We start from the raw sequence: 26,513 nt of genomic DNA, 5'->3' as shown, positions 1-26,513 counted from the left end.
GATGTGCGGCATTGTTGGAATCGTCGGTAACGCGCCGGTTGCGGATCGTCTGGTCGATGCCCTGAGGCGGCTGGAATATCGCGGCTATGACAGCGCGGGCGTTGCTACGCTTGAAAGCGGCTTCATCGCTCGCCGTCGCGCCGAGGGCAAGCTTGGCAATCTGGCGACCAAGCTCGGCATGGAGCCGCTTGGCGGGCATATCGGCATCGGCCACACGCGCTGGGCCACGCATGGCGCGCCGACCGAAACGAACGCCCATCCGCATGCCACCGATCGCGTCGCCGTAGTCCACAATGGCATCATAGAGAACTTTCGCGAGCTTCTGGCCGATCTCGCTCAGGACGGCTACCTGCCTCAGACGCAGACGGATACCGAATCCGTCGCGCTCTGGGTCACCCGCGAAGTTGTCAACGGCGCAGACCCTGAACTCGCCGTCGCGCGCACGCTGAAAAAGCTGAAGGGCGCCTTTGCACTCGCCTTCATGTTCAAGGGCGAGACCAATCTGCTGATAGCGGCCCGCCATGGCGCACCGCTGGCCGTCGGCTATGGCACGACCGAAATGTATCTCGGCTCGGACGCCATGGCGCTGGCGCCGTTTACGTCCAAGCTTACCTATCTTGAAGATGGCGATTGGGCCGTGATCACCCCGGCTGGCGTCACTATCCGCGATGGCAAGGACGCCATCGTGCAGCGCGAGCAGATGCTGTCGCAGGCCTCGGCGCTTCTGGTCGACAAGGGCAATCATCGCCACTTCATGGCTAAGGAAATCTACGAGCAGCCGGAAACCATCTCGCACACGCTCAGCCATTATGTGGACATGGGCGCTGAGAAGGTGGCGATCCGCGAAAACCTGCCCTTCGATTTCGCCGATCTCTCTCGCCTGACCATGAGCGCCTGCGGCACGGCTTACTATGCCGGCGCGGTCGCCAAATATTGGTTCGAGCGCTATGCGCGACTGCCGGTCGATATCGATGTGGCGAGCGAATTCCGCTATCGCGAGCCGCCGCTCGACAAGAATGGCCTGTCGCTCTTCATCTCCCAGTCGGGCGAAACCGCCGACACGCTGGCCGCTTTGCGCTACTGCGCCAGCCAGGGCCAGCATGTGGCAAGCCTGGTCAATACGCTGGAATCGACCATTGCCCGCGAATCTGGGGTGGTTTTCCCAATCCTCTGCGGCCCAGAAATCGGTGTTGCCTCGACAAAGGCGCTCACCGCTCAGCTGACATCTCTTGCAAGCCTTGCGATTGCGGCTGGCCGCGCGCGTGGCGTTGTCAGCGCCGAGCAGGAAGCCGAACTTGTCCGTGCGCTCACGGCGCTGCCATCGGCGGTCTCCACGGCCCTGGGGTCAGAAGGTCAGATCATCGAGATTTCCAAGCGCCTCTCTAAGGCCAAGGACGTGCTCTATCTCGGCCGCGGCCCGATGTTCCCGATCGCCATGGAAGGCGCGCTGAAGCTCAAGGAAATCAGCTATATCCACGCTGAGGGCTATGCCGCCGGCGAACTGAAGCATGGGCCGATCGCGCTGGTCGACGAAGCCATGCCCGTGATCGTCGTCGCGCCATCGGACGAACTGGTCGACAAGACCCTGAGCAATATGCAGGAAGTCGCGGCCCGTGGCGGCAAGATCATTCTGATCACCGATGCCGAAGGCGCCAAGACCGTGGGCCATGGCGTAGCCGACATCATCGAAATCCCGCACGTCCACTCCTTCGTCGCGCCGATCCTCGCGACTATTCCGGTGCAATTGCTGGCCTATCATACTGCCGTGTTCATGGGTACGGACGTGGATCAGCCGAGGAATTTGGCGAAGTCGGTTACGGTGGAGTAGGCAGCACATCATTCCGCCCTTCGTCATTGCCGGGCTCGTCCCGGCAATCCATCTCGCCTCCGCATGGACCACCAGGACAAGGCCGGTGGTGACGATGGAGCTGCGGGTAGGTCGATTTAGCCCGCCCTTATCAGCGGAATCGCTAGGTCCTTCCTGAACAAATAAAGCAGTGTGCGCGCCGCCTCGCCCTCGTCACCAGTCAGCGCGGGGTTGCGCTGCATGAGCGCCTTCGCGTCGTCGTGCGCGAACTCCAAAAGGTGGCGGTGCACGTCGGGGACGGCGAGGCGGTAGCCGGGCATGCCGGATTGGCGAGTGCCCAAAATATCGCCCTGGCCACGAAGTTCGAGATCGCGTTCGGCGATTTCAAAACCGTCCTCGGTGGATTTGATCGTTTCGAGACGCGCTTTCGCAGTTTCGCTGACCGGGTCTTTGTAGAGTAAAAGGCACGCTGAGCGCTGGGAGCCGCGACCGACGCGGCCGCGAAGCTGGTGGAGCTGGGCGAGGCCGAAGCGCTCCGCATGCTCGATGATCATGATCGTAGCATTGGGCACGTCGACGCCGACTTCGATGACGGTGGTGGCGACTAGTAGCTTGATTTCGTTGGCCTTGAAGCGGGCCATGACCTCCTGCTTGGCGGCGCCGGACATGCGGCCATGGACGAGAGCGACGTCGAGGCCGAAGATTTTTTGCAGTTCAGCGAACCGGTCCTCGGCGGAAACAACCTCGAGGGTTTCGCTTTCCTCGACCAGCGGACAGACCCAATACGCTTGGGCGCCTTCGGCCAGCCGCGACTGCAGGCGGGAGATGACCCGATCATAATCGCCGATCGAGAGAACGGCGGTGTCGATCGGTTGGCGGCCGCGCGGTTTTTCGCGAATGACGCTGACGGCCATGTCGCCAAAATGGGTCAGGACGAGCGTGCGCGGGATGGGCGTTGCGGTCATGACCAGAAGGTCGGTATGCCGGCCCTTTTCCGAGAGCGCCAGGCGTTGGTGGACGCCGAAGCGATGTTGTTCGTCGACGACGGTCAGGCCTAAGTCTTTGAATTCGATGCCGGATTGGAAGAGTGCGTGGGTGCCGACGGCGATGGTGGTCGAGCCATCGGCGAGGCCGGCAAGAATAGCGCGGCGCTCGCCGGCGGGCATTTTGCCGGTGAGGAGCGCACAACCGAGGCCGGCCGCGTCGCAGATCGGTTTGATGGTCCTAAAGTGTTGGGAGGCCAGCAATTCCGTCGGTGCCATCAGCGCGGATTGGGCGCCGGATTCGGCCATCGCAGCCATCGCCATCAGGGCGACGACGGTCTTGCCGGAGCCGACATCGCCCTGTAAAAGCCGGGACATGCGCTCGGGCGAGGCGAGGTCGGCGCGGATTTCTTCGAGGGCCTGGTTTTGCCCTTCAGTCAGCGAAAACGGTAACGCTTGGGCAACCTTTGACGTAACCTTTCCCGTAAATCGGCGCGCGACGCCGGCTTCCGACACCATCGACGAGCGAAGAAGCTGGAGCGTGATCTGACCGGCGAGATATTCGTCATAGGCGAGGCGTTGCCGGGCAGGGGCCCAGAGTTCGGCTTCACCCGGATTTTCCGGCAGATGCACCATGCGCATGGCTTCGGCAAAGGTCGGCCACTTGCGTTGCGCAAGGGTGGTGTCGTCGATCCATTCGGGTAATGGAGGGACGGCCTCTACTGCCTGGCGCACGAGCTTGGCGAGGGCTTTTGAGCTCAGGCCATTGGTGAGCGGATAGACGGGCTCAACGAGCGGCAGAGTGGCGAATTTTTCTGCCTCGACGATGTAGTCCGGATGCGTGATCTGCTTTTCGCCGTTGAAGAAATCGATCTTGCCCGAGACATAGCGCTCCTCGCCGACCGGCAGCGCCTTTTCGACCCAGCCGCCTTGGGCCCGGAAGAAGACGAGGCTGATATCGCCGCTCTCATCATGGGCGAAGACCCGATGCGGAATGTGCTCGCGTCCGCGCGGCGGGGGCTGGTGGCGGTCAATGTGGAGTTTGAGCGTGACGATCTGGTTGAGATAGGCCTCGGCAATGCCGACCTGCCGACGCCGATCGACAACGCCGGACGGCATATGCATCAGGATGTCGAGGACGATGGCTTCTTGGCCATCGGGCGCGCCGAAAAACCGCGTCAGCAGCGCGCCGAGTTTGTCCCCGACGCCCTTGATGGCGTGGAGTGAGCGGAACAGCGGTTGAAGAGTTTCTGGGCGCGACACGAGTGATTCTCCTGCCCGAAACGTCGCACAAAAGAACAGGAGAAGAACAGGGCGGAACCGGTTGCGTTCAGGCGGGTTGCGGAAGACCCAGGAGAAAAAAGCCATGAGCAAGACCATCATCACCGCCGCCCTGTTGGCCAGCCTCATGGCTGGCGCCAGTTTCGCGCAGGAAAAGGCGCCGCTGGTTGAATTGACCGACCCCAATGCCTCGATCGCCGTTCTCGGCCTGACGGTCGATCAGACGGTCGGCAAGGAAGTCTATGACAGCGAGGGCAAGCTACTCGGAACGGTCGGGAAGGTTTTGGGCGACGATGCCGATACCCCGATGGCGGTGACCGTTGGCGGCGGCGGCAAGGTTGTCGTGCTGGAACTGGCAAGCGCCGAACTGATCAACAACCGCATCGTCACGCAGTTGAGCGGCGAAGAATACGAGGGCCTGCCGCCCTTTGAGCAATAGGTCTTTTCTAGCCGAAGGAAAGGGTGACAAGCCTTTTCAACCTCGGTAAGACACATGTCCAAATCGGGAACAAACTTGCATCATGGTGTCTCAAATGACCGCCGGTGAGGACATTGCTATTCGTCGCAAGCGGCTGCGTTATCGCGCCTGGCATCGCGGCACCAAGGAAATGGACCTGGTTCTCGGGCCATTTTGCGATGCCAATATCGAGGGTTTCGACACCGCGACGCTCGGTCGGCTCGAAGCGCTGATGGATGAGGAAGATCCGCCATTGCTCAAGTGGGTGATGCGGCAGGAAGAGCCGCCGGAGCATGTCGACCGTGATTTCCTTGATCGGGTGATCGCTGACCATCAGGCACGGATCGAAAAATGAACGAGATGACCGGTCTTCCGCCTCTGCGCACCATGTCCAATGTGCCAGATGGCATGCAGCCCATGGTGCTGGCCAAGCTGGTGGAAGACCGGCTGAAAGCGGCGCCGGATGATGCTGCAAGCCTCGTCTTCGTCGCGCGCGATGGGCGTCGCCTGCAGCGCATGGCGGAAGTGTTGGGCGCCATGCTGCCCGGCCACACCATCCTGACGCTGCCTGCCTGGGACTGTCTGCCCTATGATCGCGTCTCGCCCAATAACGTAACCATCGCTGCACGCATGAGCACGCTGGCGACGCTGACCAGCGGCGCCAGGGGCGTTGTTGTGCTAACGGCGGTCAATGCGCTGATTCAAAAGCTGCCGCCGCGCGATGTCGTCGAGAGCATGTCATTCTCGGCCGCGGTCGGGCGCATTGTGGACAGCGAGAAGCTGATCGCCTGGGCCGCCAACAATGGCTATCTGCGCGTTCCGACTGTGCGCGAAAGCGGCGAGTTTGCCGTGCGCGGCGGTCTGGTGGATCTCTATCCCGCCAGTGCGTCCGCGCCGCTGCGCTTCGATTTTTTCGGCAGCCAGCTCGAATCGATCCGCACCTTCGATCCCGATACCCAGCGCACGACGGGTACGCTGAAGCGCATCGACCTGACGCCGATGAGCGAAGTCATCCTCAACGAGGAGACCATTCGGCGCTTCCGACAGAATTACACGGCGACCTTCGGCGGCAATACCGTCGACGACACCCTCTATGCCTCGGTCAGCGGCGGCTCGCGCTATTCGGGCACGGAACACTGGCTGCCGTTTTTCTATGATCACATGGATCGGCTGGCCGACTATGTCGGCGACGCGCCCTTCGTGTTCGACGATCAGGTTGGCGAGGCCTTTGCCGAGCGCGCGACGCAAATCCGCGACTATTATGATGCCCGCGAAGCGGCCCGCCTGGCGCCGCCGGTTGCTGGGGCAGGGGCGCCCTATAAGCCCATCAAGCCAGAGCTTCTTTATGATCTCGATATGGCGCCGCAGGCTTTGGCCGGCGCCACGGTCATTCAGCTTTCGCCGTTTCTGTCGCCAAACACCAAGAAGGGCGACGATGCCGGTGGACACATTGCGCCGACCTTTGCCGCCGAACGCCTCGCCTCGGACATCAACCTCTTCCAGGCAGTCGTCGACCGGCTGATGGCTGAACGCCGCGCCGGTCGCCGCGTGATCATTGCCTGCTGGAGCGCTGGCACTCGGGACCGCATGGGGCAGGTTCTCAAGGACCATGGCCTGACCAATCCGCGCATGGCGGAAAACTGGCGCGATGCGGAAACCGTCAGCGCGGCGACCACGTCTCTCGTCGTGCTGCCGCTCGAAACCGGCTTCGAAACGCTCGACCTGCTGGTGCTGTCCGAGCAGGACATCTTGGGCGAACGCATCCTTCGCCCGCAGCGCAAGAAGAAGGCTTCCGACGCGCTGACCGAGGCGGCTTTGCTGTCAGCAGGTGATCTCGTCGTCCACGTCGATCATGGTATTGGCCGTTTCCTCGGCCTCAAAGTCATCGAGGCGGGCGGCGCGCCGCATGAATGCGTCGAGCTGCAATATGCGGGAGAAACCAAGCTTTATCTGCCGGTCGAAAACATTGAACTGCTGACCCGTTATGGGTCGGACGATGCCTCGGTCACGCTCGACAAGCTCGGTGGCGTCGCCTGGCAGGCCAAGAAGGGTAAGCTCAAGAAGCGCATCCGCGAAATGGCGGAGCAACTCATCAAGCTCGCCGCACAGCGCCTGCTCACCAAGGCCGATGTCATCGACATCAATGCCGGCGCCTATGACGAATTTGCCGCCCGCTTCCCCTATGAGGAAACGGAAGACCAGCTTACGGCCATCGAGGCGGTTTTCGACGACATCACCACGGGCAAGGTCATGGATCGCCTCGTCTGCGGCGACGTCGGCTTCGGCAAGACCGAAGTCGCGCTGCGCGCGGCCTTCGCCGTTGCCCTGTCAGGCAAGCAAGTGGCGGTTGTCGTGCCGACGACCCTTCTGGCGCGCCAGCACTTCAAGACCTTCTCCGAGCGCTTCCAGGGCCTGCCGGTGCGCGTGCGCCATGCCTCGCGCATGGTCAGCGCCAATGAACTCAAGGCGACCAAGGAAGGCCTCGCCGATGGTCAGGTGGACATCGTCGTCGGCACCCATGCGCTTTTGTCCAAGACCATCAAGTTCAAAGACCTTGGCATGCTCATCATCGACGAAGAGCAGCACTTTGGCGTGTCGCACAAGGAGCGCCTCAAGGAGCTCAAGGCCAATGTGCATGTGCTGACGCTGACGGCGACGCCGATTCCGCGCACCCTGCAACTGGCGCTCACCGGTGTGCGAGATCTGAGCCTTCTTGCGACGCCGCCGGTCGATCGCCTCACCATCCGCACCTTTATCTCGCCCTTCGATCCGCTCTCGATCCGCGAGGCGCTGCTGCGCGAAAAATATCGCGGCGGGCAGAGCTTTTATGTCGTGCCGCGCATCAAGGATCAGCCCGATATTGCCGAGTTCCTGCGCCAGCAGGTGCCGGAAGTCAGCTTCGTCGCCGCCAATGGCCAGATGGCGCCGGGCGAGCTCGACGACATCATGAATGCCTTTTACGACGGCAAGTTCGACGTCCTCTTGGCAACGACTATCGTCGAATCCGGGCTCGATATTCCCAATGCCAATACGCTGATCGTGCATCGCGCCGACAATTTTGGTCTGGCGCAGCTCTACCAGATCCGTGGCCGCGTCGGCCGCGGCAAGCAGCGCGCCTATGCGCTGTTCACCGTGCCGCCGGACAAGAAGCTCACCGACACGGCCGAGCGCCGCCTGGGCGTGCTGCAATCGCTCGAAAGCCTCGGCGCAGGCTTCCAGCTCGCGAGCCACGATCTCGATATTCGCGGTGCGGGTAATCTCCTCGGCGACGAACAGTCGGGCCATATCCGCGAGGTCGGTTACGAGCTCTACCAATCCATGCTGGAAGAGGCTGTTGCCGCGCTCAAGAATGGCGAGGAAGAATACGAGGATCGCAACGAGTGGAGCCCGGCGATTTCGCTCGGCATGCCGGTGATGATCCCCGAGCACTATGTGCCCGACCTGACCCTGCGCATGCAGCTTTATCGCAAGCTCGGCGATCTCACCGACATTCGCGATATCGATGCGGCCGGTGCCGAACTCATTGATCGATTCGGACCGCTTCCTGAGGAAGTTGAGGCGCTGCTCAAGGTTATCCTAGTCAAATCGCTTTGCCGCCTCGCCAATGTCGAAAAGGTCGATGCCGGCCCCAAGGGCGCGGTGCTGACGCTTCGCAACAACGAGTTCCCCAATCCGGTGGCACTGGTCAAAATGGTCAGTGATCCCGCCAATCAGGTTCGCATCAAACCAGATCAGAAGCTGGTCTTTGCGCGTAATTGGCCGACACCGGAGCAGCGTCTCAAGGGCACAGCGGCAATCCTTTCGAAAATGTCGAAGATGGCGGAGGCGAGTTCCTGAGGCCAATGTGGTCCCCCGCGCAGATTTCGTAAAATCTTTGTCGAATGAGCCTGACGCGCCTCGTCGCAATGGCAGATGATCGTGCCCACCGGCGGCGCGGCGCCATCGAGGAGTTCGTCATGACTATCACCATCACCGCTTTCGAACGCTCGCCCGATGGCGGCAAGGGGCTGGCGCGAGATACCCGCGTGCGCTGGGCGCTTGAGGAAGTCGGCCAAAGCTACGACGTGCAGTTCGTATCCTTCGCCGGCCTTAAGGAGCCGGCCTATCGGGCGGTGCAACCGTTCGGGCAGATCCCGGCCTATCTTGAAGACGATCTCGTGCTGTTCGAAACCGGGTCGATCATTCTCCATATTGCCGAGAGCCATGAGGGTCTTTTGCCGCGCGATGCGCATGGGCGAGCCCGCGCCATCACCTGGATGTTCGCCGCCATCGGGACTGTGGAGCCGCCAATCCTCGACCTCGTGACGGTCAGATTGCTTGAGGGGAAGGAAGCGTGGGCGGCTGACCGGCTGCCGCTGGTGGAGGCGCGCATCCATGCGCGTCTTGCCGAACTATCCGCCTATCTGGGCGACAAGGAATGGCTCGAAGATCAGTTCACTGCGGGCGACCTGATGATGGTGCATGTGCTGCAGCGGCTCAAGCCATCCGGCCTGCTCGCGCGCCACGCAACGCTTGCCGCCTATGTTGCAAGAGCCGAAGCGCGGCCCGCTTACCAGCGCGCTTTTGCCGCGCAGCTTGCGATCAATGCCCCCATTGGCGCCTGACTTCGGCATTGGCCCAATGCCGTCCGATCGGCCTTCCCCGTAAATGTTTAGTGAGGCGCGCCATATTCCCTGCGGTGCGCCGGGCTCATAATATTTTGGCAAGGGGTTCCGGTCATGTTATTGCCCGATTTGAGCCCTTGAAGGGCAGGTAAGTTTCTAGGTGGCGGAGTGCCGCCGAGACCGCCAAGGAAGGCAAGGACACTCTATGGAATTCAGGAAACCCCTCGTTGCCGTGGTTACGGCAGCCGCGCTGCTTCTCTCGCCGATGACGGCCTTTGCCCAGGATACCACTGCCCCCGCTGCCGAAACCCCGGCTGCCCCTGCTCCTGCAGCAGGCGATGCGGCAGCGGCTCCGGCTGCCACTCCGGCCCAGAACTGGCTCAAGGTTTGCGATCCGCTGCCCGATGGGCAGAAGGCATGCATCATGCGCCAGGTGGTTCTGGCGAATGGTCAGTTCCTCGGCTCGTTCCTGCTGCGTGACGATCCGGGTCAGGAATCGCGTCTTCTCGCCGTTGCTGCCGTGCCGCTTGGGGTGCTGCTGCCATTCGGCCTGACCTGGCAGATCGACGGCGCCAAGCCCGTTCGCGTGCCCTACATGATCTGTGACCCGACCTCGTGCGCGACCCAGCTCGTGATCAATGAGCAGTATGTCAATTCGCTCAAGGGCGGCGGCAAGCTCACGCTGACGGCAAAGAACCGCCAGAACCAGGACCTCGCCATCGAGATTAACCTGGCAGGTTTCACCGCTGCCTATGACAGCGATTCTGCGATGACCTTCGAGCAGTTCCAGCAGGAAACCTCGGGCGAGAACGCTCTCGAGCAGGTTCTTCAGGATCGCGCCGAAACGCTTCGTCAGCAGTTGACCGACCAGACCAACGCGCCTGCTGCCCCGGCTGCCGGTACGGAAACGCCGGCGACCCCGCCAGCACAGTAAAAGCTTTCGGGCTTTTGAAATACGAAGGGCGCGACCTCGGTCGCGCCCTTTTTGTTTTGGTTTTGAGAAACTTGGCCTCAGGCCGATCGACGGCCCATGCCCAGTGAAAACGCGCCTCGCCTTAGTGGCGGCATAAGCTTGAGAGCCCAAAGACCAGCTGCGCGCAGCGCCTGGCTCGGCAGCATTTCGGCGAGCAGCGAGCGGAAGAGGGTATCGACCATTGTGCCGGTGCGTGCCAAGTCGGCAGCCCTACGCTCGGCATAGGCGCGGCTGACCTTTTCTGCCCAATCGGCAGCGCTGCGATCGGCGCGCGAAAGCACTGCCACCAGATCGGCAACGTCGCGAAGGCCAAGGTTGAGCCCTTGCGCACCGATCGGTGGGAAGGCATGCGCGGATTCGCCGACCAGCACGGTTCCATCCCGCCCAGCTTCGATGACGCTGAGGACGCTGAGCGGGAAAATCACGCTCGGCGAGACGATTTTGATCTCGCCAAAGAGGTTTTGCGACTTTTGCCGGAAGGCGGCGAGCAGGGCATCGGCGCCGGCGTCCTGCGCGGCGCGCAGAACAGGCTCCTCATCGATCCAGACGAGATTGGCGCGATTGCCGCCGGCCGGGACCAGCGTAAATGGCCCATGCGGGTAATGAAATTCCACAGAAGTGCCGTCGATGGAGCGACCGAGTTCGAGATCGCAGACTAGAGCCGATTCTTCGAATTTGTTTTCGCGGGCGGCAATCTGTGCCGCGTTGCGGATCAACGATTTCTTGCCATCGGCCCCGACGACGAGTGGTGCCGCCAGTTCGCTGCCATCGGCGAGCGTAACGACGCCTAGCTCATCTTCTCGGCGATAGGCGGTAACCGCCTCGTTGCGGGTGGAGAGGCCCGTTTCCGGCGCTGCCGATTGGAAATTTTCGAGAAGCGCGGCATTGGCGAAATTCCAGCCAAAGGCGTCGAGCCCGGCTTCTTTGGCATCGAAAACCGTTTCAGGCGCGCGGATCAGGCGAGGCGTCGCGTCGATGATGCGGATCGCGCTCAGCTCATGGCCCACGCCGGCGGCGCTGTCGATCAGCCCGGCTGAAAGCAGGAATTCGACACTTGGCATCATCAGTGCCGAAGTGCGTCGATCGGGCGGTGCCTTGGGCGCGAGATGGATGACGGAAAAGCCAGTGCGCGCCAGGCTGACCGCCGACGCAACCCCGGCGAGACCGCCGCCGACGACGATAATATCGGCACTTTGCTCAGTCATTCTGTATCGCCTCTTTTGCACCGAATGTCGCTGGAACCATGCCTCCGAGATAGGAGCCCGCCAGCATTGCCGCAAGGAACAGCCAGATCCCTTCGGGCGGAAAGGCGATCAGCGAAATAGCGGGTCCGGGGCAAATGCCGGACATGCCCCAGCCGATGCCAAAAAGCGCCGCGCCGAGGATGAGGCGCAGATCGATCTGCTTTGTCTTTGGCTCATGAAAATGCGTGTCAAAGAGCGGCGCGTTGCGGCGGCGGCCGAGGCGAACCGCCACGAACATCACGATGATCGCTGGCCCGATCACAAATGCAAGGCTCGGATCCCAGCCGCCCGACGCAATCGCGGTGAAATCGAGAAAGCGCAGCACTTTGAGCGGATCGACCATCTGCGAGACATAGAGTCCAGCGCCAAAGAGCACTCCGCTGAGCGCGGCAGTCGCCAGATAGGGCAGGCGGGTCATCAGACGATCCCCGTGACGGTAACGGTGAGGATGGCGACACCGAAAAACACAGCGACGGCGACCAATGAGCGAAGCGACAAGCGGGCGAGTCCGCAGACGCCATGACCCGAAGTGCAGCCATTGCCGATGCGCGTTCCGAAGCCGACGAGTAGGCCAGCCGCGATCAACCAGACCGGCATGGGAATGTTCCAACCAGCCGGTGGCGGCACGAGTGTGGCAGTTTTGACGCCGCCCACCCCGAGCTGCGGGAAGAGATGCGCCGTTACCCATGCCCCGGCGATCAGCGCAACGAGAAAAATGGCGCGCCAAAGCGCGGAATGCGTCGCCGGCAGCAGATTGCCAAAGATCCCGGATATGCCGGCGATGCGGCCATTGCCGAGCCAGAGTATTGCGGCCGCAAGGCCGATCAGCGAACCGCCGATGGCGGCACTTAAAGGCGAAAACGATTCCATGACGATGCTTCTGGGGTTACGATGGAACCAGAGTCTATCACTTGCCATTGCGGGCATGCCAGCCCGTCTTGAGCCGGGCGATGGTGCGGCTTGCCGCAGGGGATCATGAAAATCGACGCCGTAATCACTGTCGCCGGCGAATGGAAGACACGAGGCTCTTGCCTTTGTCTCGCGCCGCCCCTCACATCCTCACATAGTCAGATCGACCTGCGCGCTGCAGCGATTCCTCATTTCGGAGCCCATGATGCTTGAGCTTCTCTACGATCCCAATGTTTGGGTCGCCTTTCTCACCCTAACGGTCATGGAGATCGTGCTGGGGATCGACAATATCGTCTTCATCTCCGTCCTCGTCTCGCGCCTACCGCGCGAGCAGGCCGAATTTGCCCGCAAGCTCGGCATTGGCCTCGCGCTGGTGTTCCGCATCGTGCTGCTGTTCCTGATAAGCTGGATCGTACAGCTGCAGGATCCGGTTTTCACTGCATTCGAGCGTGCCTTCTCCTGGAAGGACATCATCCTCATCGCCGGTGGCGGTTTCCTGATCTACAAGGCAACGCACGAAATGCACGCCGCGATCGAAGAGCCGCATGAAGTCGGGTTGAAGGAAGCAGCGACCGCGAGCCTCCAGGCAATCCTCGTGCAGATCGTCGTCATCGACATGGTGTTTTCGATCGATTCGATCATCACAGCAGTCGGCATGGTGCCAGCCGATCAGGTTGCCGTTATGGTTGCCGCGGTGCTCGTCGCCGTGGGCGTCATGTTCGTCGCTTCCGGCCCGATCGCCAAGTTTGTCGCCGATCACCCGACCACCAAGATGCTGGCTCTGGCCTTCCTTCTGCTCATCGGCGTGACGCTGGTAGCCGACGGTTTGGGCTTCCACATTCCCAAGGGCTACATCTATTCGGCCATGGCCTTCTCCGTGCTGGTCGAGGCGGTCAATATCTTCGCCAAGAGCCGCAAGGCGCGCTCCGCTGGCGGAACGCACCGCGTAACGCCATTCACCGGTGATACCGGTTCGGTTTCGGCCGAGGCCGGTGTCGCGGCCGTCACCAAGCGCCCGCAATCCCCCAATGTGCGGCAGGCCCAATCGCGTCCGAAATCGGCGCCGCGCAAGCCGAAGACGCCGCGATGACCGAGGCAATCGTCATCCGCCAGACCGGCGGACCAGACGTCATGGCGCTCGAAGACTGGCCGGTTTCCCAACCAGGACCCGGCCAGGCTTTGATCCAGCAGACCGCCATCGGCCTCAACTTCATCGACACCTACCAGCGCTCCGGGCTCTATCCCGTGGCGCTGCCCTTTGTGGGTGGAAATGAAGGGGCAGGGGTGGTTACAGCCGTCGGACCGGACGTGACATCAGTCAAGGTCGGCGACCGCGTCTGTTATCAAGGCCAGATCGGTGCCTATGCCAAGGAGCGTTTGATTGCGGCAGACCGGTTGGTGCCGATCCCGGACGGCATCAGCGACGAGACGGCGGCGGCTGTCATGCTCAAGGGGCTGACGGCTTATTATCTGCTGTTCATGACCTGGAAGGTTGAAGCCGGGCAGACCATCCTCTGGCACGCAGCTGCGGGCGGAACGGGCCAGATCGCGACACAATGGGCCAAAGCCCTGGGCGCAACGGTAATCGGCACGGCAGGCGGTGCCGAAAAAGTGGCGCTGGCGCGGGCCAATGGTTGTGATCACGTCATCGACTATCGGACCGAGGACTTTGCCGCGCGGGTCAAGGAGATTACCGCGGGCAGGGGCGTCGATGTCGTTTATGACGGCGTTGGCAAATCGACCTTCGATGCTTCGCTCGATTGCTTGCGGCCGCGCGGGCTCATGGTGAGCTTTGGTAACGCCTCGGGGGTCGTGTCGGTGCCCGATTTGGGCGTTCTCGCGCGCAAAGGCTCGCTTTACGTCACAAGACCGACAAGCGGGTCCTATCTTGGCGATCGGACAGTCTTGCTGGCCGGCTCTGAAGCCTTATTCGGGGCCATCCTTTCGGGCGGCATCAAGGTCGATATCTCCGCCCGCTTTCCGCTGGCCGATACCCGACAAGCGCATGAGGCGCTCGAAGGGCGGCAGACGACCGGCTCGGTTGTCCTCATCCCATGATTTCCCGCGTCGCGCCCTCTGGACAGGGCGGCGCGGCGCGGCTACACGGGCAGCCAACGGGTAGGTGGCAGAGCGGTTGATTGCTCCGGTCTTGAAAACCGGCGAAGGTGCAAGCCTTCCGGGGGTTCGAATCCCTCCCTACCCGCCACCCTGCGCCCTATGGGCTTCGGGTGGCAGGCCACCTGGAGCCGATAGGCGGAGGGTGATCTCCCGGAGCTGCAGAGCAGCGTAGGGAGACAGCTCGTGTGGTACGTGTACTTTCTTCTGCTAGCCAACGGCGACATCTATGTCGGCTCAACAAACGACCTAAAGCGCCGTTTTAAATCGCATCAGTCTGGGCAGGTTGTTTCGACCAAATCGTACTTGCCCTGCGAACTGAAATCCTATGTCGCAGTCGAGACTGAGGGGCATGCGCGCGAGCTTGAAAAAAATTTCAAGTCGGGATCTGGTAAGGCAATTGCACTGAAGCGCCTTTTGCGCCTCAGTGACCTCTCCGGTTAGATCATGTGAATTCACTACTTTGACCACGCTCTTCTCCGGCCTGCTTAACGTTCAATATGGCCAGTTTTACCTCGAAGCGGGAACGCGGTTCGATGGCGATATGGCGCGTTGCTTCAATGGCCAGAACAATGGCCTGATGGGCGCACGCGTGCCGGGTTTTCTGTTTGCAACGACGGGCCTCCACACCGGTATCGTCGGCGTCACCGTTTTGCTCGAAGAAGCCGAACCGCCGGTCGACGATAGTTGGGACGAAATCGTAGAAATCTCGCTGCAGGCCTCTGGCCGGGAAGTGGCGCTGCTCGAATGGGCGAGCGATGATCCCATCCCGCTCGCGGTAATGGCGGGCCCCTATCGCGTGCGCTATTCCGCCCGGGCCATGGACGAGGCCGCTGAGGTCGACACCAATGAAGGTCCGGACCCGATCGACACCTATCAGATCGCGCTATGGCCCGCTGCGCCGGCGCCGGATCGGGTGATCAAGCAGACGAGCGCAACGGCACGCTACTGGCACGATTGGGCTCGGGGGCTGGGCTCATAGCCAAAACCCCTTGAGCGCCCGGGCGTGATCGGGCTAAGAGGCGGCTTCATATCCCGCAGTCAGGACAGATCGCCATGAGCCGCAAGGAATTCGACGCTTCGCGCATGCGGCGCATGAAGCGTATCGCCGGTCGTCATGGCCTGACCATTCTGACCAGCGAGAAGATGAAAGTTCTCGGTCAGCCGGGCGGTCACGCGCTGCGCGACGACAAGACTTTTGCCATTGTTTACGGGGACATACCCAAGCCCTTTTCGGCGAGTCTCGACGATATCGAGACCTACATCGAGAAGCTTGAGGCGGGGGAAGAGTAAGCGGGCCTGACCTTTCTGGCAACCGCTTCAATGTCCCGGCCTGGGGCAATCCGTTATTTATTCCGTAACAGGAATCGGCACACACTGGTCTCGTAAGCACTCGAGAGACGTTCATTGTTCTCTGAAACGCTAAACGGCCTTTGGTTGCTTGGATCGCGTTTTCGAACCGGGAAGGTGGTTTTCACGTTCCCCGAAGACGCTCTAATGGAGGCGCGCACCGTGTTTACCCTGATCAACGCAGACGCCGACGAAGACGACGCCGAAATCACCGATCCCCAAGAAATCGCAGAATTGTTCGCGGCCATCGCTGCCGTAGCAATCGAAACCATTGGCGCCGCCAATGTCCGCGAGCTTTTTGATGCGGTCGTCGAACAGGAGGGTCGCGATCCCAATTAGAGATTTGATTTCCACAAGACGTGCCGGATTGACGATCTGACACCATCATTCGGCCAAGCGCCGAACCTGCTTCCCGCCTTGACGGAGTTTAAGCAAACACTCCGCCAGGGCGACAACGGACGGAAGGCAGATTTGACCGGTCAAGCTCATATCTCGCCCGAACGGCCCATGCTTCAGCCCCTTGGCGATAGCGCGCTTCTCGTCCGCTTCGGCAGCCATCTCGATGAAGCTGCCAACAGCCGGGCGATAGCCTTCGCGCAAGCTGCCCAAGCTCAGCCCATCGACGGCGTCGTCGAAATCGTCCCGAGCCTTGTGTCGGTCCTCATCCGATACAACCCAATCATCTCGCGCTATCAGGACATCGCCGGCACGGTTCGGCTGCTTCTCGGCCGCACCCAATTTAGCGCTGATGGTCGCGAGTGGCGGCTCCCAATCCGCTTTGGCGGCGAGCATGGCGCCGATCTTGATGAAGTCGCAGGCCTACTCAAAATGTCAGCGGAGGCTTTTATCGCCTACCACAACGCAAACCCGCTTCGCGTCCTGGCGACAGGCTTCGCGCCGGGCTTCGTCTATTGCGGTTTTCATCCAGACACGCTGATACTGCCGCGTCGCAATTCTGTGCGGCCACTGGTGAAGGCGGGAAGCGTTCTCTTCGCCGCCGGCCAGACGGCGATTGCCGCAACCGATGTTCCAACCGGCTGGCACGTGATCGGCCACACCGCCTTCAGCAATTTTGACCCCAAGGCGGTCCCACCGACACAGCTCAAAGCTGGCGATCGGCTGATCTTCGAGGCCGTGTGATGGTCGCCACCATCACCATCGAGCGGGCAGGGCCGCTTACAAGTATCCAGGATGCCGGCCGGTTTGGCCATCTGGCAGACGGCATCAGTGCCTCCGGCCCGATGGATATTGCAGCGTTCCATCGTGCCGGATTGCTGGCGGGGAGTGGAGGCCAGGCGGGGATCGAATTTTCGATGCTGGGCCTCGATCTCCGCGTGGACGACGGCACGCTAAGCGCCGGCTGGGACGGTGGCCACTTCGATATTTTTCTCAACGACACGCCGCTTACTTGGCCCGGTCAGGCCGAACTGCGCCCCGGAGACAGGCTGCGTATTGGTCCGGCAAAGGCAGGCAATTATGGCTATCTCCGCTTCGGCGGCGAGATCGACGTGCCCGAGATCATGGGGAGCCGGTCGACGAGCTTGAGAGCCAAACTTGGCGGGCTAGATGGGCGGGCGCTGACCTCCGGCGATCGGCTGCAGATTTTTGGCTCCGGCGCCGAGCCGCAAATTATGGCGCCACTAGTTCGAGAGGACGGCCCAATCCGTTTCATCTGGGGGCTGCATGTCGAAGTATTCCCAACGGACCTGAGACAAAAATTCGTAACCGAGACGTTCCGCATTACCTCGATGATGGACCGCATGGGCGTGCGGTTGAAGGATGAGGCCGGCGTCTTCGCCGATAGCCAAATCCTTTCGCTGGTTTCCGATCCGGTCATCTGCGGCGATATCCAGATCCTCGGCGATGGCACGCCGATTGTGCTCGGACGCGATCATCAGCCGACTGGTGGCTATCCGCGCATCGGCACCATAATTTCGGCCGATCTTGACCGTTTCTTCCAGCTCAGGCCCAATGCATCCGTCACGTTCCAATCGGTTGGACTTGACCATGCGCAGGCGCTGTTGCGGAGCGGAACGCAGTGATCACCGTGGATCTCAACGCCGATCTCGGCGAAGGCATGGGCACCGACGAGGACCTGCTCGAACTCGTCTCGAGTGCTTCGATCGCGTGTGGTGGGCATGCCGGCGACGCGGCGACCATCCGGCACGTGCTCAAACTCTGCAAGGCCCGTAGCATTCAGGCTGGCGCCCATCCCGGCTATCCCGACAAGCCGCGCTTTGGCCGCTTCCGCCTCGTCATGCCGCTCGATCAGTTGATCGGCCAGGTGCGCAACCAGATCTTTCTCGTCCGGCACATTGCGGCCGAGGTGGACATGCCGCTCTCCTATGTGAAGCTGCATGGCGCGCTCGCCAACCAGACCGCCGAAGAGCTGACCATGGCTGTCGCGATTTTCGCCGGCATCCAGGCCATGGACCCAAAGCTTGCCGTGCTGGCGCTCGACAATTCCGAACAGGTCCGCGCCGCCAAGGCGGTCGGTGTGCCGCTGATCCGCGAGGCCTATGCCGATCGCGCCTATACGGCTGAGGGACTGCTCGTTCCGCGCAGCCAGGAGGGCGCGGTCATCCACGACATCGACGCCGTCATCGAACGCTGTCTGCGATTGGCGAGAGACGAAGAAATCGTCGCTATCGACGGGACCGTGCTGAAATCCGGCGCACGCTCGATCTGCCTTCATGGCGACACGCCGGGCGCGGTCGACCTGGCCCGCGAAGTGCGCGATGCGCTCGAAGGCGAAGGCATCAAGATCGCACCCGCACCGCTCGAAATGGAGTTACCCTGGGCCTCTCGGGAGGGAGAGGGTGAAATCGGCATCATGCCTTTGGGACCAAAAGACCCAGGGTAATTTTTTGGGCTTTTGGGCCCGTGTTTCTTTCACACACCACCGCCTGTCATCCCGGCCTTGAGCCGGGATCCATCTTGAGATCTCGGGATGGGCCCCGGCCTTCGCCGGGTGACAATCGAGTGTGGGGTTGTGTCGTGAAAACGCTAAATCGCCAGATATTCATGCCGCAGTTCGGCGTTATCGAGCACCTCCTTGGCCGTGCCTGCAAAAACCACTTCGCCTGTGTCGAGAATGACGGCCCGATCCGCCAACTTCAGCGCCGCGACCGCATTTTGCTCGACGATGATCGTCGTGATCCCCAGCGGCTTGATCGAGTGGAGGATGCGCTCGATCTCCTGCACGATGACCGGGGCCAAGCCCTCATAGGGTTCATCGAGCAGCAGCAGCTTGAGGTCCCGCGCCAGTGCTCGGGCAATTGCCAGCATCTGCTGCTCCCCGCCTGAGAGGGTGACACCTTCCTGCGTGCGCCGCTCGGCGAGGCGCGGAAAACTCTGGTAGATTTGCTCAAGGCTCCAGCCATTTCCCGGAGCGACCTTGGCGAGCGTCAGATTTTCTTCGACCGTTAGACCCTGAATGATCCGGCGATCCTCGGGCACGAGCTGAATGCCGGCCCGTGCCGCCTCGAAGCTTTTCATCTGGTGGATCGGCGCGCCATCGAGCCAGATTTCGCCTTGCCGCATCTGCGGGTTATCGGTCCGGGCAATGGTTCGCAGAGTGGACGTCTTGCCCGCGCCATTGCGGCCGAGCAAAGCGAGAATTTCTCCCCGCCGCACATCGAGCGATACGCCCTGCACGATATAGCTCTCGCCGTAATAGGCATGCATGTCGCGCACCGAAAAGAACGGGCGGGTGGTTTCGATCTCGCTGGCCTGGCTGACGGTGGTGTCTGCGGTCATGGCAATGGCGCTCATCAGTGGGCTCCCCCGAGATAGGCTTCCTGCACTTTGGGATTGCCACGCACCTGGTCCGGCGTGCCATCGGCGATGATGCGTCCCTGCGCGAGAACGGAGATCTTGTCGGCAAGCGAGAAGACGACATGCATGTCGTGCTCGATGATGACCTTGGTCATGCCGCGCGCCTTGATCTTCTTGAGAAGCTCGATCGTCGTATTGGTGTCATGCCGGCTCATGCCGGCCGTGGGCTCGTCGAGCAACAGCAGCCGCGGATGCTGAATCAGGCACATGGCCAATTCCATGCGTCGCTTGTCGCCACGGCTGAGGCTGCCCGCCAGCATGTCGCGGCGGTTGAGCATGCCGACATCTTCAAGCATGTGTTCGGCCTTGGCACGAATGCCGGTCTCGCTCTCGAGCGAGCGCATCATGTTGAGCGTAAACATGCCATCGCGCTTCGCGAGGGCTGGGATCATCACGTTGTGGAGCACCGAAAGGTCCGCGAAAATCTCCGGCGTCTGGAACACGCGGGCAATGCCGAGCTGGTTGATCTGGTAGGGCTTTTTGCCGGTTAGCACATTGCCGTCGAACACCACCTGGCCGCTCGATGGCGCGAGTTTGCCGATGATGACATTGAGCAGTGTCGATTTGCCGGCCCCATTGGGACCGATGATCGCGTGGGTCTTGCCTTCTTCGATCTGCAGATCGATGTCCGAGAGGGCATGGAGGCCGCCGAAGCGCTTGTGAACGTCGGCAACGTGTAGAACGACGTTGGGATTGGCCATGGTGCGATCCTACTCTGCCGGTTGAGTTTGCGGGGCCGTCTTGGCGCCCGATGAGCCAGAGCGGCGGAAGAGGCCGGCGACGCGCCGCACGCCCTCCATGATGCCGCCGGGCAGGAAGATCACGACGATGACGAAGGCGAGGCCCAGCGTTAGGTGCCAGCCATCGCCGACGAACTTGCTCGTCACCTTGACGAGAACATCGGCCACGCCCTCGGGCAGGAAGCTCCAGAAACGCGCCAGGATATTGTCGTTGAGCGCCGAGAGGATGTTCTCAAAATATTTGATGATCCAGGCGCCGATGACCGGCCCGACCAGTGTGCCGACACCACCAAGAATGGTCATGAGCACCACTTCGCCCGACGCCGTCCATTGCATGCGCTCGGCGCCAGCCAGCGGATCGGTAACGGCGAGAAGCGCGCCGGCGAGGCCGGCATACATGCCCGAGATGACAAAGGCCGAAAGCGCATAGGGGCGGGTGTTGAAGCCGGTAAACTGCATGCGCGTCTGGTTGGATTTGATGGCTTTGAGCATCATGCCGAATGGCGATCCGGCAATGCGCTGGGCGATGAAGAAGGCGAGGATCAGGAAGCCGGCACAGAAATAGAACCCGGCATAGCCCGAGAGTTGCTGGCCGAGAATATTCGGCACCGGCTGGCCGACAAAGCCCTGGCCAACTGCCGCATCGATCACGCGCGGATCGCTGAGCGTCAGCTGCAGCCCGGTCTCGCCATTGGTGATCGGCGTCAGCACCGAATAGGCAAGATTATAGCTCATCTGCGCGAAAGCCAGCGTGAGGATGGAGAAGTAGATGCCCGAGCGCCGAAGGCACAGAAAGCCGATGACGAGGGCGAAGAGGCCGGAGATCACGACCGCAAAGATCATGGCCGGGATGGCATCGAGCGTCAAAAGCTTGAACGACCACACGGCGGCATAGGACCCAACACCGAAGAAGGCTGCGTGGCCGAAGCTGAGATAGCCGGTGAGCCCAAAAAGGATATTGAAGCCGACGGCAAATATCCCAAAAATCATGAAGCGCTGCAGCAGATCGGGATAGCCGGCGCCAAAAGGCGCCAGCCAGATCGGCATGGTGAGGACGACGAGGGAAAAACCGGCGAAAAGCAGAAGGTCGTTGCGGGACATGAATTTTGGCATGTCAGGCCTCCATTACGCCGCGCCGACCAAAGAGGCCGCGGGGGCGAACGAGAAGAATAATGACCGCCACCAGGTAGATGATGATCTGATCGATGCCGGGAAACACGGCTTTCACCTGGTTCATCGAGGCGAAGGACTGGAGAATGCCGAGCAGGAACCCGGCGGCAACGGCGCCGGGCAGGGAGCCCATGCCGCCCACGACGACGACCACAAAGGAGAGGACGAGGAAGTCCATGCCGAGGTGGTAATTGGGCGGGAGGAGGGGCGTGTACATGACGCCTGCGATGCCGGCTACGACGGCGGCTAGCCCGAACATGATGGTGAAGCGGCGGTCGATATTGATGCCGAGAAGCGCGACCGTTTCGCGATCCGCCATGCCAGCACGGACCACCATGCCGAAGGTGGTGAACTGGAGGAATGCGAAGACCCCGCCGATGACGACCGCGGCGAAGACGAAATAGATCAGCCGCCAGATCGGATAGGTGATGATATTGGCCTGCATGCCGAGAAAAGCGCCTATATCTGCAGCCCCGCGCAGATCGGTTGGCATGGGCTGCGGAATGGGATTGGGCCCGTAGACGGACTTGATGACTTCCTGCGCGACGATGGCGAGGCCGAAAGTGACGAGGATCTGCTCTGCGTGGCTGCGCTTATAAAAGTGCTTGATGATGCCGCGCTCGAGCGCAATCCCGACGACCAGCATGATCGGGATGGTGATGATGATCGAGAGCGGCACGGAGTAATTCACCAGCACCGCGCCGAAATCGCCGAACCAGGCCTGCACCAGCGGCTCACGTATTTCGAGCGGCGAGCCCCAAGGCGAGAGCTTTTCGGGATCGACCGTCACGGTTTCCATGGTGAGGAACATGCGCACGGTGACAGCGCAGAAGGCGCCGAGCATGAAGAGGGCGCCATGGGCGAAATTGACGACGCCCAGCGTGCCGAACACCAGCGTCAGGCCAAGGGCGATCAGCGCATAAGCCGCGCCTTTATCGAGGCCATTGAGAAATTGCAGAAAGATGACTTCGAACATCTAATGCTCCGTCTTTCACCACGCCTTTTTAGGCGAGGACATATCGCCTTGATTTCCGGGCTCCCGCCCCCCTCCCCAACCCTCCCCGCAAGGGGGAGGGTGCCGTGCCGGTGGTCTTGGCACGTTCGAGTCTCACGCTCGATCGGCACCTCCCCCTTGACGGGGGAGGTTGGGAGGGGGTGCAGGCACGTCGGATTATCTAGGCGTTATCTGAGATAGCGCGCCCCCAGAGGGAGAGGGGGCGTTCAGCTTACTGGACGGCTTACGCGCACATCGGTACCGGTTCAGCTTCGCCGAGCTCGCCACCGAAGATCGTGGGGTCATACGTCACCGTGTCCCTGTCGATTTCCTGGAACACATTGAGCACGTCGAACTCGCTCGTCGGGCTTTCATTGCCCTGAACGACGAGCACCGATTTGATGCATTGGTGATCATCGGCGCGATAGACCGTCGGTCCATTGCCCATGCCGTCAAATTCAAAGCCTTCGAGCGCCTTGATGACTTCGGGCGGATAGAAGGTCCCGGCGCGTTCGACGGCATCTGCATAGAGCAGCGCCTGCACATAGGCCGTGTGCGCGGCCTGCGATGGCGGGGAGCCATATTTGGCCCCAAAACTCTTGGTGAAGGCGATCGAGCCAGGGTCCTGCAGGTTCCAATGCCAGTTCGAGGTGCCGAAAATGCCTTTGACGCTTTCCCCGGCGCCCTTGGCCATCAGCTCGGAAATCAGCGGGGTGACGATCTGGAAATCCTTGCCATTGGCCTGGCGGTCGCGCATGCCGAACTGCACGGCCTGGGTGAGCGAATTCACCATGTCGAGGCCATAGTGATTGAGGATCAGCACGTCTGCGCCGGAATTGAGGATGGGCGTCAGATATTGCGAATAGTCGGTGGCGCCGAGCGGGGTGCGAACGGCCGCGACGGTTTCCCAGCCCAGCGCTTCGGTGGCGTTCTTGATCGATTCTTCCTGCGTCCAGCCCCAGGTATAGTCGGCCGTCAGGTGATAGGCGCGGCGATCCTTGCCATAGGAATCCCCGAGGACGGGCGCGAGGCCGATGCCGGACTGATAGGCGTTGAAGAAGTGGCGGAAGCCGTAGCGGCGCTTGTCCTTGCCGGTCGTGTCGTTGGAATGGGTGAGGCCCGCCATGAAGATGACGCCCATTTCCTGGCAAAGGCCCTGCACGGCGATGGCTTCGCCTGATGACGAGCCGCCCGTAATCATGATGGCGCCATCGCGCTCGATCATGCGGGTCGCGCCGGCGCGGGCCACGTCGGATTTGGTCTGGCTGTCCGAGGACACATAGGTGACCTTCTTGCCGAGGATGCCGTTGCCCTTGAGCGCCGATGGCTGCAGCACGTTCAAGAGGCCGCCATCGCCTTCGCCATTGAGGTGGGCGATCGCCAGTTCATAGGCCCTCTGCTCGTCCGCGCCTTCTTCGGCATAGGTGCCGGTCAGCGGCAGGTTGAGCCCGAAAACCACGGTGTCGCCGGTGGGATTGTTGCAGAACTCCTGGGCCCAGGCGCCCTTGGTGAAAACGAGAGGGGCAACGCCGGAGCCGATGATGCCGGCCATGCCGGTCTGCAAGACACGGCGACGGGACAAGCCACGCTTCAAAATAGTCATTGATCTCCTCCTGATGCGCGGGCCACCGGTACATTGCCGAAGCCTCAGCGCTGCCCGATATTTGCCCCATTTGAAAACGCCCGCAATATCCCATTGTAATCGTTCGATTATTCTGTAAATACTTGTTCTGGATTGACTGTCTTTCAGTCAATTCGTTTGCAAATCGCAGTTTCGGGGAGGGAACAGCGATGCGGGCGCCGATTGGTTTCCGGATATCCAACCGCAGGAAATCGCTGGGCATTTCCCAGGCGGCGCTGGCGCGTCTTGCCGGCATTTCGCCGAGCTATCTCAACCTGATCGAAAACAACAAACGCGACGTCGGCGGCATCTTGCTGCAGCGGATCGCTCAGCAGTTGCGCATCGAGAGTTCCGATCTCACGGGTGACGACGAACAGAAGCTGCTGCAGGATCTGGAAGAGGCCTATGCCGACCCGGTGGTCGAATCGCTTCACTTCCAGCCCGAGGAACGCCGCCATCTTGTCGCGCAATATCCGGCGAGTGCTGCAGCAATTGCGCGGCTACATCGCGCCTATACTGGCGCCGTCGCCAATGCCGATATCTATGCCGACCGACTGCGGTCCGACCCGCTGCTTAGCCAGCTTCTGCACCAGATCCTGTCCGGCATTACCGCCGTCCGCTCGAGTGCAGAAATTCTCGAAGATGTGCCCGATCTCGACGATGCCGAGCGCAAGCGCTTCGTCGACGCTATTGGGCGCGAGGCGCGGGCGCTCAGCGATGTGGCGCGGAGCCTCATCGGCCAGTTCGAAAGCAGCAGCAAGGTGATGGGCAAGGCTTCGGCTTTGCGCGAGATCGACGATCTCATCATCGAGCAGGAGAACTATTTTCCGACCCTTGAAGCTGTTGCGGCGGACCTGCGGTGGGAGTTGGAAAGCGAAGGTATATTCGGTCCCGCGCTACTCGTCGAAACGCTGGAACGCCGCTTTGGCGTCACGACCCGGATCGGCGGCGATAGCGGTGTTGCCGAATTTCCGGGTCAGTATCGCTTCGATTCCAGCGCTCGGGTCATGTGGTTTCAGGGCTCGACCACGCTCGCAACGCGCCAGTTCCAACTTGCTCGACTGCTCGGCGAACTGAGCGCCGCCGACGTGCTGCGCGAAACGCTCGATGCGGCCATGCTGACCCGTCCGACGACGCGACGCCTGGCAGCGCGGGCGCTGGGCTCCTATCTCGCTGGGGCCATCGCTTTTCCCTATGGGGCGTTTCACGAAGCGGCCGAAACGCTGGCCTACGACATCGACCAACTTCGCCAGACGTTTAACGGCAGTTTTGAACAGGTGGCGCATCGGCTGGTGTCGCTGCGCAAGCCGGGCCAAGAGGGCGTTCCCTTCGGCTTCCTCCGCTCCGATCCTGCCGGGCGCCTCACCAAGCACTTTCCGCTCCCGGGCCTCTTGCTGCCGAACTCCGGCCACGCCTGCCCGCTGTGGCCGATCTATAGCGCCTTTCGTCACCCTGAGACCCTCCAGCGCCAGGTGGTTCAGTTCACCGACCGCTCGCGCTATCTCTTCCTCGCGCGCTCTCTGCAGCGCCGGGCTGGCGCCTTCCAGGAACCGGCGACCCATATCTCGATCATGCTCGCCTGCGATGTGCTCCATGCCGATCGTACGGTCTATGCGCGCGGCCTCGATCTCGCCGATCAATCGGCCGATTTGCCCGTCGGGCCGACCTGCCGGCTCTGCACGCGAAAGAGTTGTCCGGCGCGGCAGGAAGAGATGCTGACGCCGGGCGAACAGCGCTCGGCAACGCGCCAGCCGCTGATCCCGCAAGAATTCGGCCTTGGCGATTCCGGCTGATTGCGCTTTAGTGACGCAGCTTGCGGAGGGGAGACCGCAGGCGAGGGGGGAGATTTGGCTATCGATATCCTGATTGCCGAGGATGAACCGTCGATTCTTGAATCGCTGGATTTCATCCTGCGTCGTGCCGGATGGAGCATCAGTTCGGTCACCGATGGCGACGCCGTGCTCGATGTCGTGCGGCGGCTGCGACCGCGCATGCTGGTGCTCGATGTGATGCTGCCCAAGCGCAGCGGTTTCGACATTCTGAAGCATCTACGCGCCGATGCGGACACAGCAAACTTGCCCGTCCTGATCCTCACCGCCAAGGGCCAGCAGCAGGATCGACGCACAGCCGAAGAACTCGGCGCCAATGGATTCGTGACAAAACCCTATTCCAATGCCGAGGTGGTGGGCGCGGTGCGCAGCCTTCTGGGTGAAGATGCCCGACCGGCATAGGATCGTCGGCGGCATGTTCCTGCTGACGGCAGGCGGGCTGTTGTTGCTCGTGCCGCCGCTGGTGCATGTCTTCAATCACGACATTGCCGTCTTTGGCGTACCGCAGATCGTTTTCTACCTTTTCGGTGTCTGGCTGGCGCTCATCGCCGGCACCGCCTGGCTGACCAACCGCATCCCCGTCGAGCCGCGACAATAGG

General features: G+C 61.6%; 27 protein-coding genes and 1 tRNA gene. 19 read left to right on the top strand and 9 right to left on the bottom strand.

Going from position 1 to position 26,513, the window contains the following annotated elements; all coding sequences use genetic code 11:
* Position 1 precedes the first annotated feature (1 nt).
* Positions 2-1,828, top strand: a complete 1,827-nt coding sequence (gene glmS / locus ASG47_RS03430) for a glutamine--fructose-6-phosphate transaminase (isomerizing) (protein WP_061907354.1) — start codon at positions 2-4, stop codon at positions 1,826-1,828.
* 116 nt (positions 1,829-1,944) lie between these two features.
* Here glmS and recG read toward each other — a convergent pair whose 3' ends face one another.
* A complete protein-coding gene (recG, locus tag ASG47_RS03425) occupies positions 1,945-4,053 on the bottom strand; it encodes an ATP-dependent DNA helicase RecG (RefSeq protein ID WP_061907383.1) in 2,109 nt (702 codons plus the stop codon).
* 103 nt (positions 4,054-4,156) lie between these two features.
* Here recG and ASG47_RS03420 point away from each other — a divergent pair, with 103 nt between their 5' ends.
* The 5 genes from ASG47_RS03420 (at position 4,157) to ASG47_RS03400 (ending at position 10,066) form a co-directional block, all read left to right on the top strand.
* The gene (locus ASG47_RS03420; protein WP_061907353.1) at positions 4,157-4,510 is read left to right on the top strand and encodes a PRC-barrel domain-containing protein; all 354 of its coding nucleotides are present in this window, start codon (positions 4,157-4,159) and stop codon (positions 4,508-4,510) included.
* A 94-nt stretch (positions 4,511-4,604) separates the two neighbouring features.
* Complete coding sequence (locus ASG47_RS03415) at positions 4,605-4,883, top strand: succinate dehydrogenase assembly factor 2 (RefSeq protein WP_061907352.1); 279 nt, start codon at positions 4,605-4,607, stop codon at positions 4,881-4,883.
* Entirely contained in the window at positions 4,880-8,365 is a 3,486-nt protein-coding gene (mfd, locus tag ASG47_RS03410) for a transcription-repair coupling factor (protein ID WP_061907351.1), read from the top strand. Before ASG47_RS03415 ends, mfd begins: the two co-directional genes overlap by 4 nt.
* Before the next feature lie 119 nt (positions 8,366-8,484).
* Complete coding sequence (locus tag ASG47_RS03405; protein WP_061907382.1) at positions 8,485-9,132, top strand: glutathione S-transferase family protein; 648 nt, start codon at positions 8,485-8,487, stop codon at positions 9,130-9,132.
* A 205-nt stretch (positions 9,133-9,337) separates the two neighbouring features.
* Entirely contained in the window at positions 9,338-10,066 is a 729-nt protein-coding gene (locus ASG47_RS03400; RefSeq protein WP_061907350.1) for an invasion associated locus B family protein, read from the top strand.
* 77 nt (positions 10,067-10,143) lie between these two features.
* Here the strand turns inward: ASG47_RS03400 and ASG47_RS03395 are convergent, their stop codons facing one another.
* Genes ASG47_RS03395 through ASG47_RS03385 form a run of 3 tightly spaced genes read right to left on the bottom strand, consistent with a single transcriptional unit; the run spans position 10,144 to position 12,219 of the window.
* A complete protein-coding gene (locus ASG47_RS03395; protein WP_061907349.1) occupies positions 10,144-11,310 on the bottom strand; it encodes an FAD-dependent monooxygenase in 1,167 nt (388 codons plus the stop codon).
* Complete coding sequence (locus ASG47_RS03390) at positions 11,303-11,767, bottom strand: DUF6691 family protein (RefSeq protein WP_061907348.1); 465 nt, start codon at positions 11,765-11,767, stop codon at positions 11,303-11,305. The genes ASG47_RS03395 and ASG47_RS03390 overlap by 8 nt, the downstream gene beginning before the upstream one ends.
* Entirely contained in the window at positions 11,767-12,219 is a 453-nt protein-coding gene (locus tag ASG47_RS03385; protein WP_061907347.1) for a YeeE/YedE family protein, read from the bottom strand. Before ASG47_RS03385 ends, ASG47_RS03390 begins: the two co-directional genes overlap by 1 nt.
* A 244-nt stretch (positions 12,220-12,463) precedes the next feature.
* Here ASG47_RS03385 and ASG47_RS03380 point away from each other — a divergent pair, with 244 nt between their 5' ends.
* From ASG47_RS03380 to ASG47_RS03335, 10 genes are all read left to right on the top strand, one after another.
* Entirely contained in the window at positions 12,464-13,348 is an 885-nt protein-coding gene (locus ASG47_RS03380; RefSeq protein WP_082511540.1) for a TerC family protein, read from the top strand.
* Positions 13,345-14,316, top strand: a complete 972-nt coding sequence (locus tag ASG47_RS03375) for a quinone oxidoreductase family protein (RefSeq protein ID WP_061907346.1) — start codon at positions 13,345-13,347, stop codon at positions 14,314-14,316. Before ASG47_RS03380 ends, ASG47_RS03375 begins: the two co-directional genes overlap by 4 nt.
* 58 nt (positions 14,317-14,374) lie before the next feature.
* Positions 14,375-14,464: transfer RNA gene (locus ASG47_RS03370), tRNA-Ser, on the top strand.
* A gap of 95 nt (positions 14,465-14,559) precedes the next feature.
* Positions 14,560-14,817, top strand: a complete 258-nt coding sequence (locus tag ASG47_RS03365; RefSeq protein WP_061907345.1) for a GIY-YIG nuclease family protein — start codon at positions 14,560-14,562, stop codon at positions 14,815-14,817.
* Between the two features lie 19 nt (positions 14,818-14,836).
* Complete coding sequence (locus tag ASG47_RS03360) at positions 14,837-15,355, top strand: hypothetical protein (protein ID WP_061907344.1); 519 nt, start codon at positions 14,837-14,839, stop codon at positions 15,353-15,355.
* A gap of 74 nt (positions 15,356-15,429) precedes the next feature.
* A complete protein-coding gene (locus tag ASG47_RS03355; RefSeq protein WP_061907343.1) occupies positions 15,430-15,666 on the top strand; it encodes a hypothetical protein in 237 nt (78 codons plus the stop codon).
* A gap of 204 nt (positions 15,667-15,870) precedes the next feature.
* Positions 15,871-16,062, top strand: coding sequence for a hypothetical protein (locus tag ASG47_RS03350; protein WP_046143849.1), 192 nt, complete (start codon positions 15,871-15,873; stop codon positions 16,060-16,062).
* Between the two features lie 168 nt (positions 16,063-16,230).
* Positions 16,231-16,863: a 5-oxoprolinase subunit B family protein gene (locus ASG47_RS03345; RefSeq protein ID WP_156463962.1), complete on the top strand. Its 633-nt coding sequence runs from the start codon at positions 16,231-16,233 to the stop codon at positions 16,861-16,863.
* Entirely contained in the window at positions 16,863-17,765 is a 903-nt protein-coding gene (locus ASG47_RS03340; RefSeq protein WP_061907341.1) for a biotin-dependent carboxyltransferase family protein, read from the top strand. Before ASG47_RS03345 ends, ASG47_RS03340 begins: the two co-directional genes overlap by 1 nt.
* Positions 17,762-18,586 (top strand): 5-oxoprolinase subunit PxpA, encoded by an 825-nt coding sequence (locus ASG47_RS03335; protein WP_061907340.1) that lies wholly within the window; start codon positions 17,762-17,764, stop codon positions 18,584-18,586. The genes ASG47_RS03340 and ASG47_RS03335 overlap by 4 nt, the downstream gene beginning before the upstream one ends.
* Before the next feature lie 143 nt (positions 18,587-18,729).
* On the opposite strand, the gene ASG47_RS03330 is transcribed toward ASG47_RS03335, so the two are convergent.
* The 5 genes from ASG47_RS03330 to ASG47_RS03310 form a co-directional block, all read right to left on the bottom strand.
* Positions 18,730-19,482, bottom strand: a complete 753-nt coding sequence (locus ASG47_RS03330; protein WP_061907381.1) for an ABC transporter ATP-binding protein — start codon at positions 19,480-19,482, stop codon at positions 18,730-18,732.
* 14 nt (positions 19,483-19,496) lie between these two features.
* Positions 19,497-20,261 (bottom strand): ABC transporter ATP-binding protein, encoded by a 765-nt coding sequence (locus ASG47_RS03325; protein WP_061907339.1) that lies wholly within the window; start codon positions 20,259-20,261, stop codon positions 19,497-19,499.
* Between the two features lie 9 nt (positions 20,262-20,270).
* Positions 20,271-21,413, bottom strand: a complete 1,143-nt coding sequence (locus ASG47_RS03320; RefSeq protein WP_061907338.1) for a branched-chain amino acid ABC transporter permease — start codon at positions 21,411-21,413, stop codon at positions 20,271-20,273.
* A 1-nt stretch (position 21,414) separates the two neighbouring features.
* Positions 21,415-22,446: a branched-chain amino acid ABC transporter permease gene (locus ASG47_RS03315; protein WP_061907337.1), complete on the bottom strand. Its 1,032-nt coding sequence runs from the start codon at positions 22,444-22,446 to the stop codon at positions 21,415-21,417.
* Positions 22,447-22,708: 262 nt separating this feature from the next.
* Positions 22,709-24,067: a substrate-binding protein gene (locus tag ASG47_RS03310; protein WP_061907336.1), complete on the bottom strand. Its 1,359-nt coding sequence runs from the start codon at positions 24,065-24,067 to the stop codon at positions 22,709-22,711.
* 188 nt (positions 24,068-24,255) lie between these two features.
* Here ASG47_RS03310 and ASG47_RS03305 point away from each other — a divergent pair, with 188 nt between their 5' ends.
* Genes ASG47_RS03305 through ASG47_RS03295 form a run of 3 tightly spaced genes read left to right on the top strand, consistent with a single transcriptional unit; the run spans position 24,256 to position 26,512 of the window.
* Complete coding sequence (locus ASG47_RS03305) at positions 24,256-25,878, top strand: helix-turn-helix domain-containing protein (RefSeq protein WP_061907335.1); 1,623 nt, start codon at positions 24,256-24,258, stop codon at positions 25,876-25,878.
* A 54-nt stretch (positions 25,879-25,932) separates the two neighbouring features.
* Entirely contained in the window at positions 25,933-26,316 is a 384-nt protein-coding gene (locus tag ASG47_RS03300; RefSeq protein WP_061907334.1) for a response regulator transcription factor, read from the top strand.
* A gap of 13 nt (positions 26,317-26,329) precedes the next feature.
* Positions 26,330-26,512, top strand: a complete 183-nt coding sequence (locus ASG47_RS03295; protein ID WP_061907333.1) for a hypothetical protein — start codon at positions 26,330-26,332, stop codon at positions 26,510-26,512.
* Position 26,513: the final 1 nt, after the last annotated feature.

Source organism: Devosia sp. Leaf420 (assembly GCF_001425445.1).
Taxonomy (GTDB): domain Bacteria; phylum Pseudomonadota; class Alphaproteobacteria; order Rhizobiales; family Devosiaceae; genus Devosia.
This window is presented reverse-complemented; position numbering and strand designations above follow the sequence as displayed.

What these genes read in the sequence shown, in the direction of transcription:
- glmS (WP_061907354.1), top strand. Translation starts at nt 2, where the DNA reads ATGTGCGGCATTGTTGGAATCGTCGGTAACGCGCCGGTTGCGGATCGT.
- ASG47_RS03420 (WP_061907353.1), top strand. Translation starts at nt 4,157, where the DNA reads ATGAGCAAGACCATCATCACCGCCGCCCTGTTGGCCAGCCTCATGGCT.
- ASG47_RS03415 (WP_061907352.1), top strand. Translation starts at nt 4,605, where the DNA reads ATGACCGCCGGTGAGGACATTGCTATTCGTCGCAAGCGGCTGCGTTAT.
- mfd (WP_061907351.1), top strand. Translation starts at nt 4,880, where the DNA reads ATGAACGAGATGACCGGTCTTCCGCCTCTGCGCACCATGTCCAATGTG.
- ASG47_RS03405 (WP_061907382.1), top strand. Translation starts at nt 8,485, where the DNA reads ATGACTATCACCATCACCGCTTTCGAACGCTCGCCCGATGGCGGCAAG.
- ASG47_RS03400 (WP_061907350.1), top strand. Translation starts at nt 9,338, where the DNA reads ATGGAATTCAGGAAACCCCTCGTTGCCGTGGTTACGGCAGCCGCGCTG.
- ASG47_RS03395 (WP_061907349.1), bottom strand. Translation starts at nt 11,310, where the DNA reads ATGACTGAGCAAAGTGCCGATATTATCGTCGTCGGCGGCGGTCTCGCC.
- ASG47_RS03390 (WP_061907348.1), bottom strand. Translation starts at nt 11,767, where the DNA reads ATGACCCGCCTGCCCTATCTGGCGACTGCCGCGCTCAGCGGAGTGCTC.
- ASG47_RS03385 (WP_061907347.1), bottom strand. Translation starts at nt 12,219, where the DNA reads ATGGAATCGTTTTCGCCTTTAAGTGCCGCCATCGGCGGTTCGCTGATC.
- ASG47_RS03380 (WP_082511540.1), top strand. Translation starts at nt 12,464, where the DNA reads ATGCTTGAGCTTCTCTACGATCCCAATGTTTGGGTCGCCTTTCTCACC.
- ASG47_RS03375 (WP_061907346.1), top strand. Translation starts at nt 13,345, where the DNA reads ATGACCGAGGCAATCGTCATCCGCCAGACCGGCGGACCAGACGTCATG.
- ASG47_RS03355 (WP_061907343.1), top strand. Translation starts at nt 15,430, where the DNA reads ATGAGCCGCAAGGAATTCGACGCTTCGCGCATGCGGCGCATGAAGCGT.
- ASG47_RS03350 (WP_046143849.1), top strand. Translation starts at nt 15,871, where the DNA reads ATGGAGGCGCGCACCGTGTTTACCCTGATCAACGCAGACGCCGACGAA.
- ASG47_RS03345 (WP_156463962.1), top strand. Translation starts at nt 16,231, where the DNA reads ATGCTTCAGCCCCTTGGCGATAGCGCGCTTCTCGTCCGCTTCGGCAGC.
- ASG47_RS03340 (WP_061907341.1), top strand. Translation starts at nt 16,863, where the DNA reads ATGGTCGCCACCATCACCATCGAGCGGGCAGGGCCGCTTACAAGTATC.
- ASG47_RS03330 (WP_061907381.1), bottom strand. Translation starts at nt 19,482, where the DNA reads ATGACCGCAGACACCACCGTCAGCCAGGCCAGCGAGATCGAAACCACC.
- ASG47_RS03325 (WP_061907339.1), bottom strand. Translation starts at nt 20,261, where the DNA reads ATGGCCAATCCCAACGTCGTTCTACACGTTGCCGACGTTCACAAGCGC.
- ASG47_RS03320 (WP_061907338.1), bottom strand. Translation starts at nt 21,413, where the DNA reads ATGCCAAAATTCATGTCCCGCAACGACCTTCTGCTTTTCGCCGGTTTT.
- ASG47_RS03315 (WP_061907337.1), bottom strand. Translation starts at nt 22,446, where the DNA reads ATGTTCGAAGTCATCTTTCTGCAATTTCTCAATGGCCTCGATAAAGGC.
- ASG47_RS03310 (WP_061907336.1), bottom strand. Translation starts at nt 24,067, where the DNA reads ATGACTATTTTGAAGCGTGGCTTGTCCCGTCGCCGTGTCTTGCAGACC.
- ASG47_RS03305 (WP_061907335.1), top strand. Translation starts at nt 24,256, where the DNA reads ATGCGGGCGCCGATTGGTTTCCGGATATCCAACCGCAGGAAATCGCTG.
- ASG47_RS03295 (WP_061907333.1), top strand. Translation starts at nt 26,330, where the DNA reads ATGTTCCTGCTGACGGCAGGCGGGCTGTTGTTGCTCGTGCCGCCGCTG.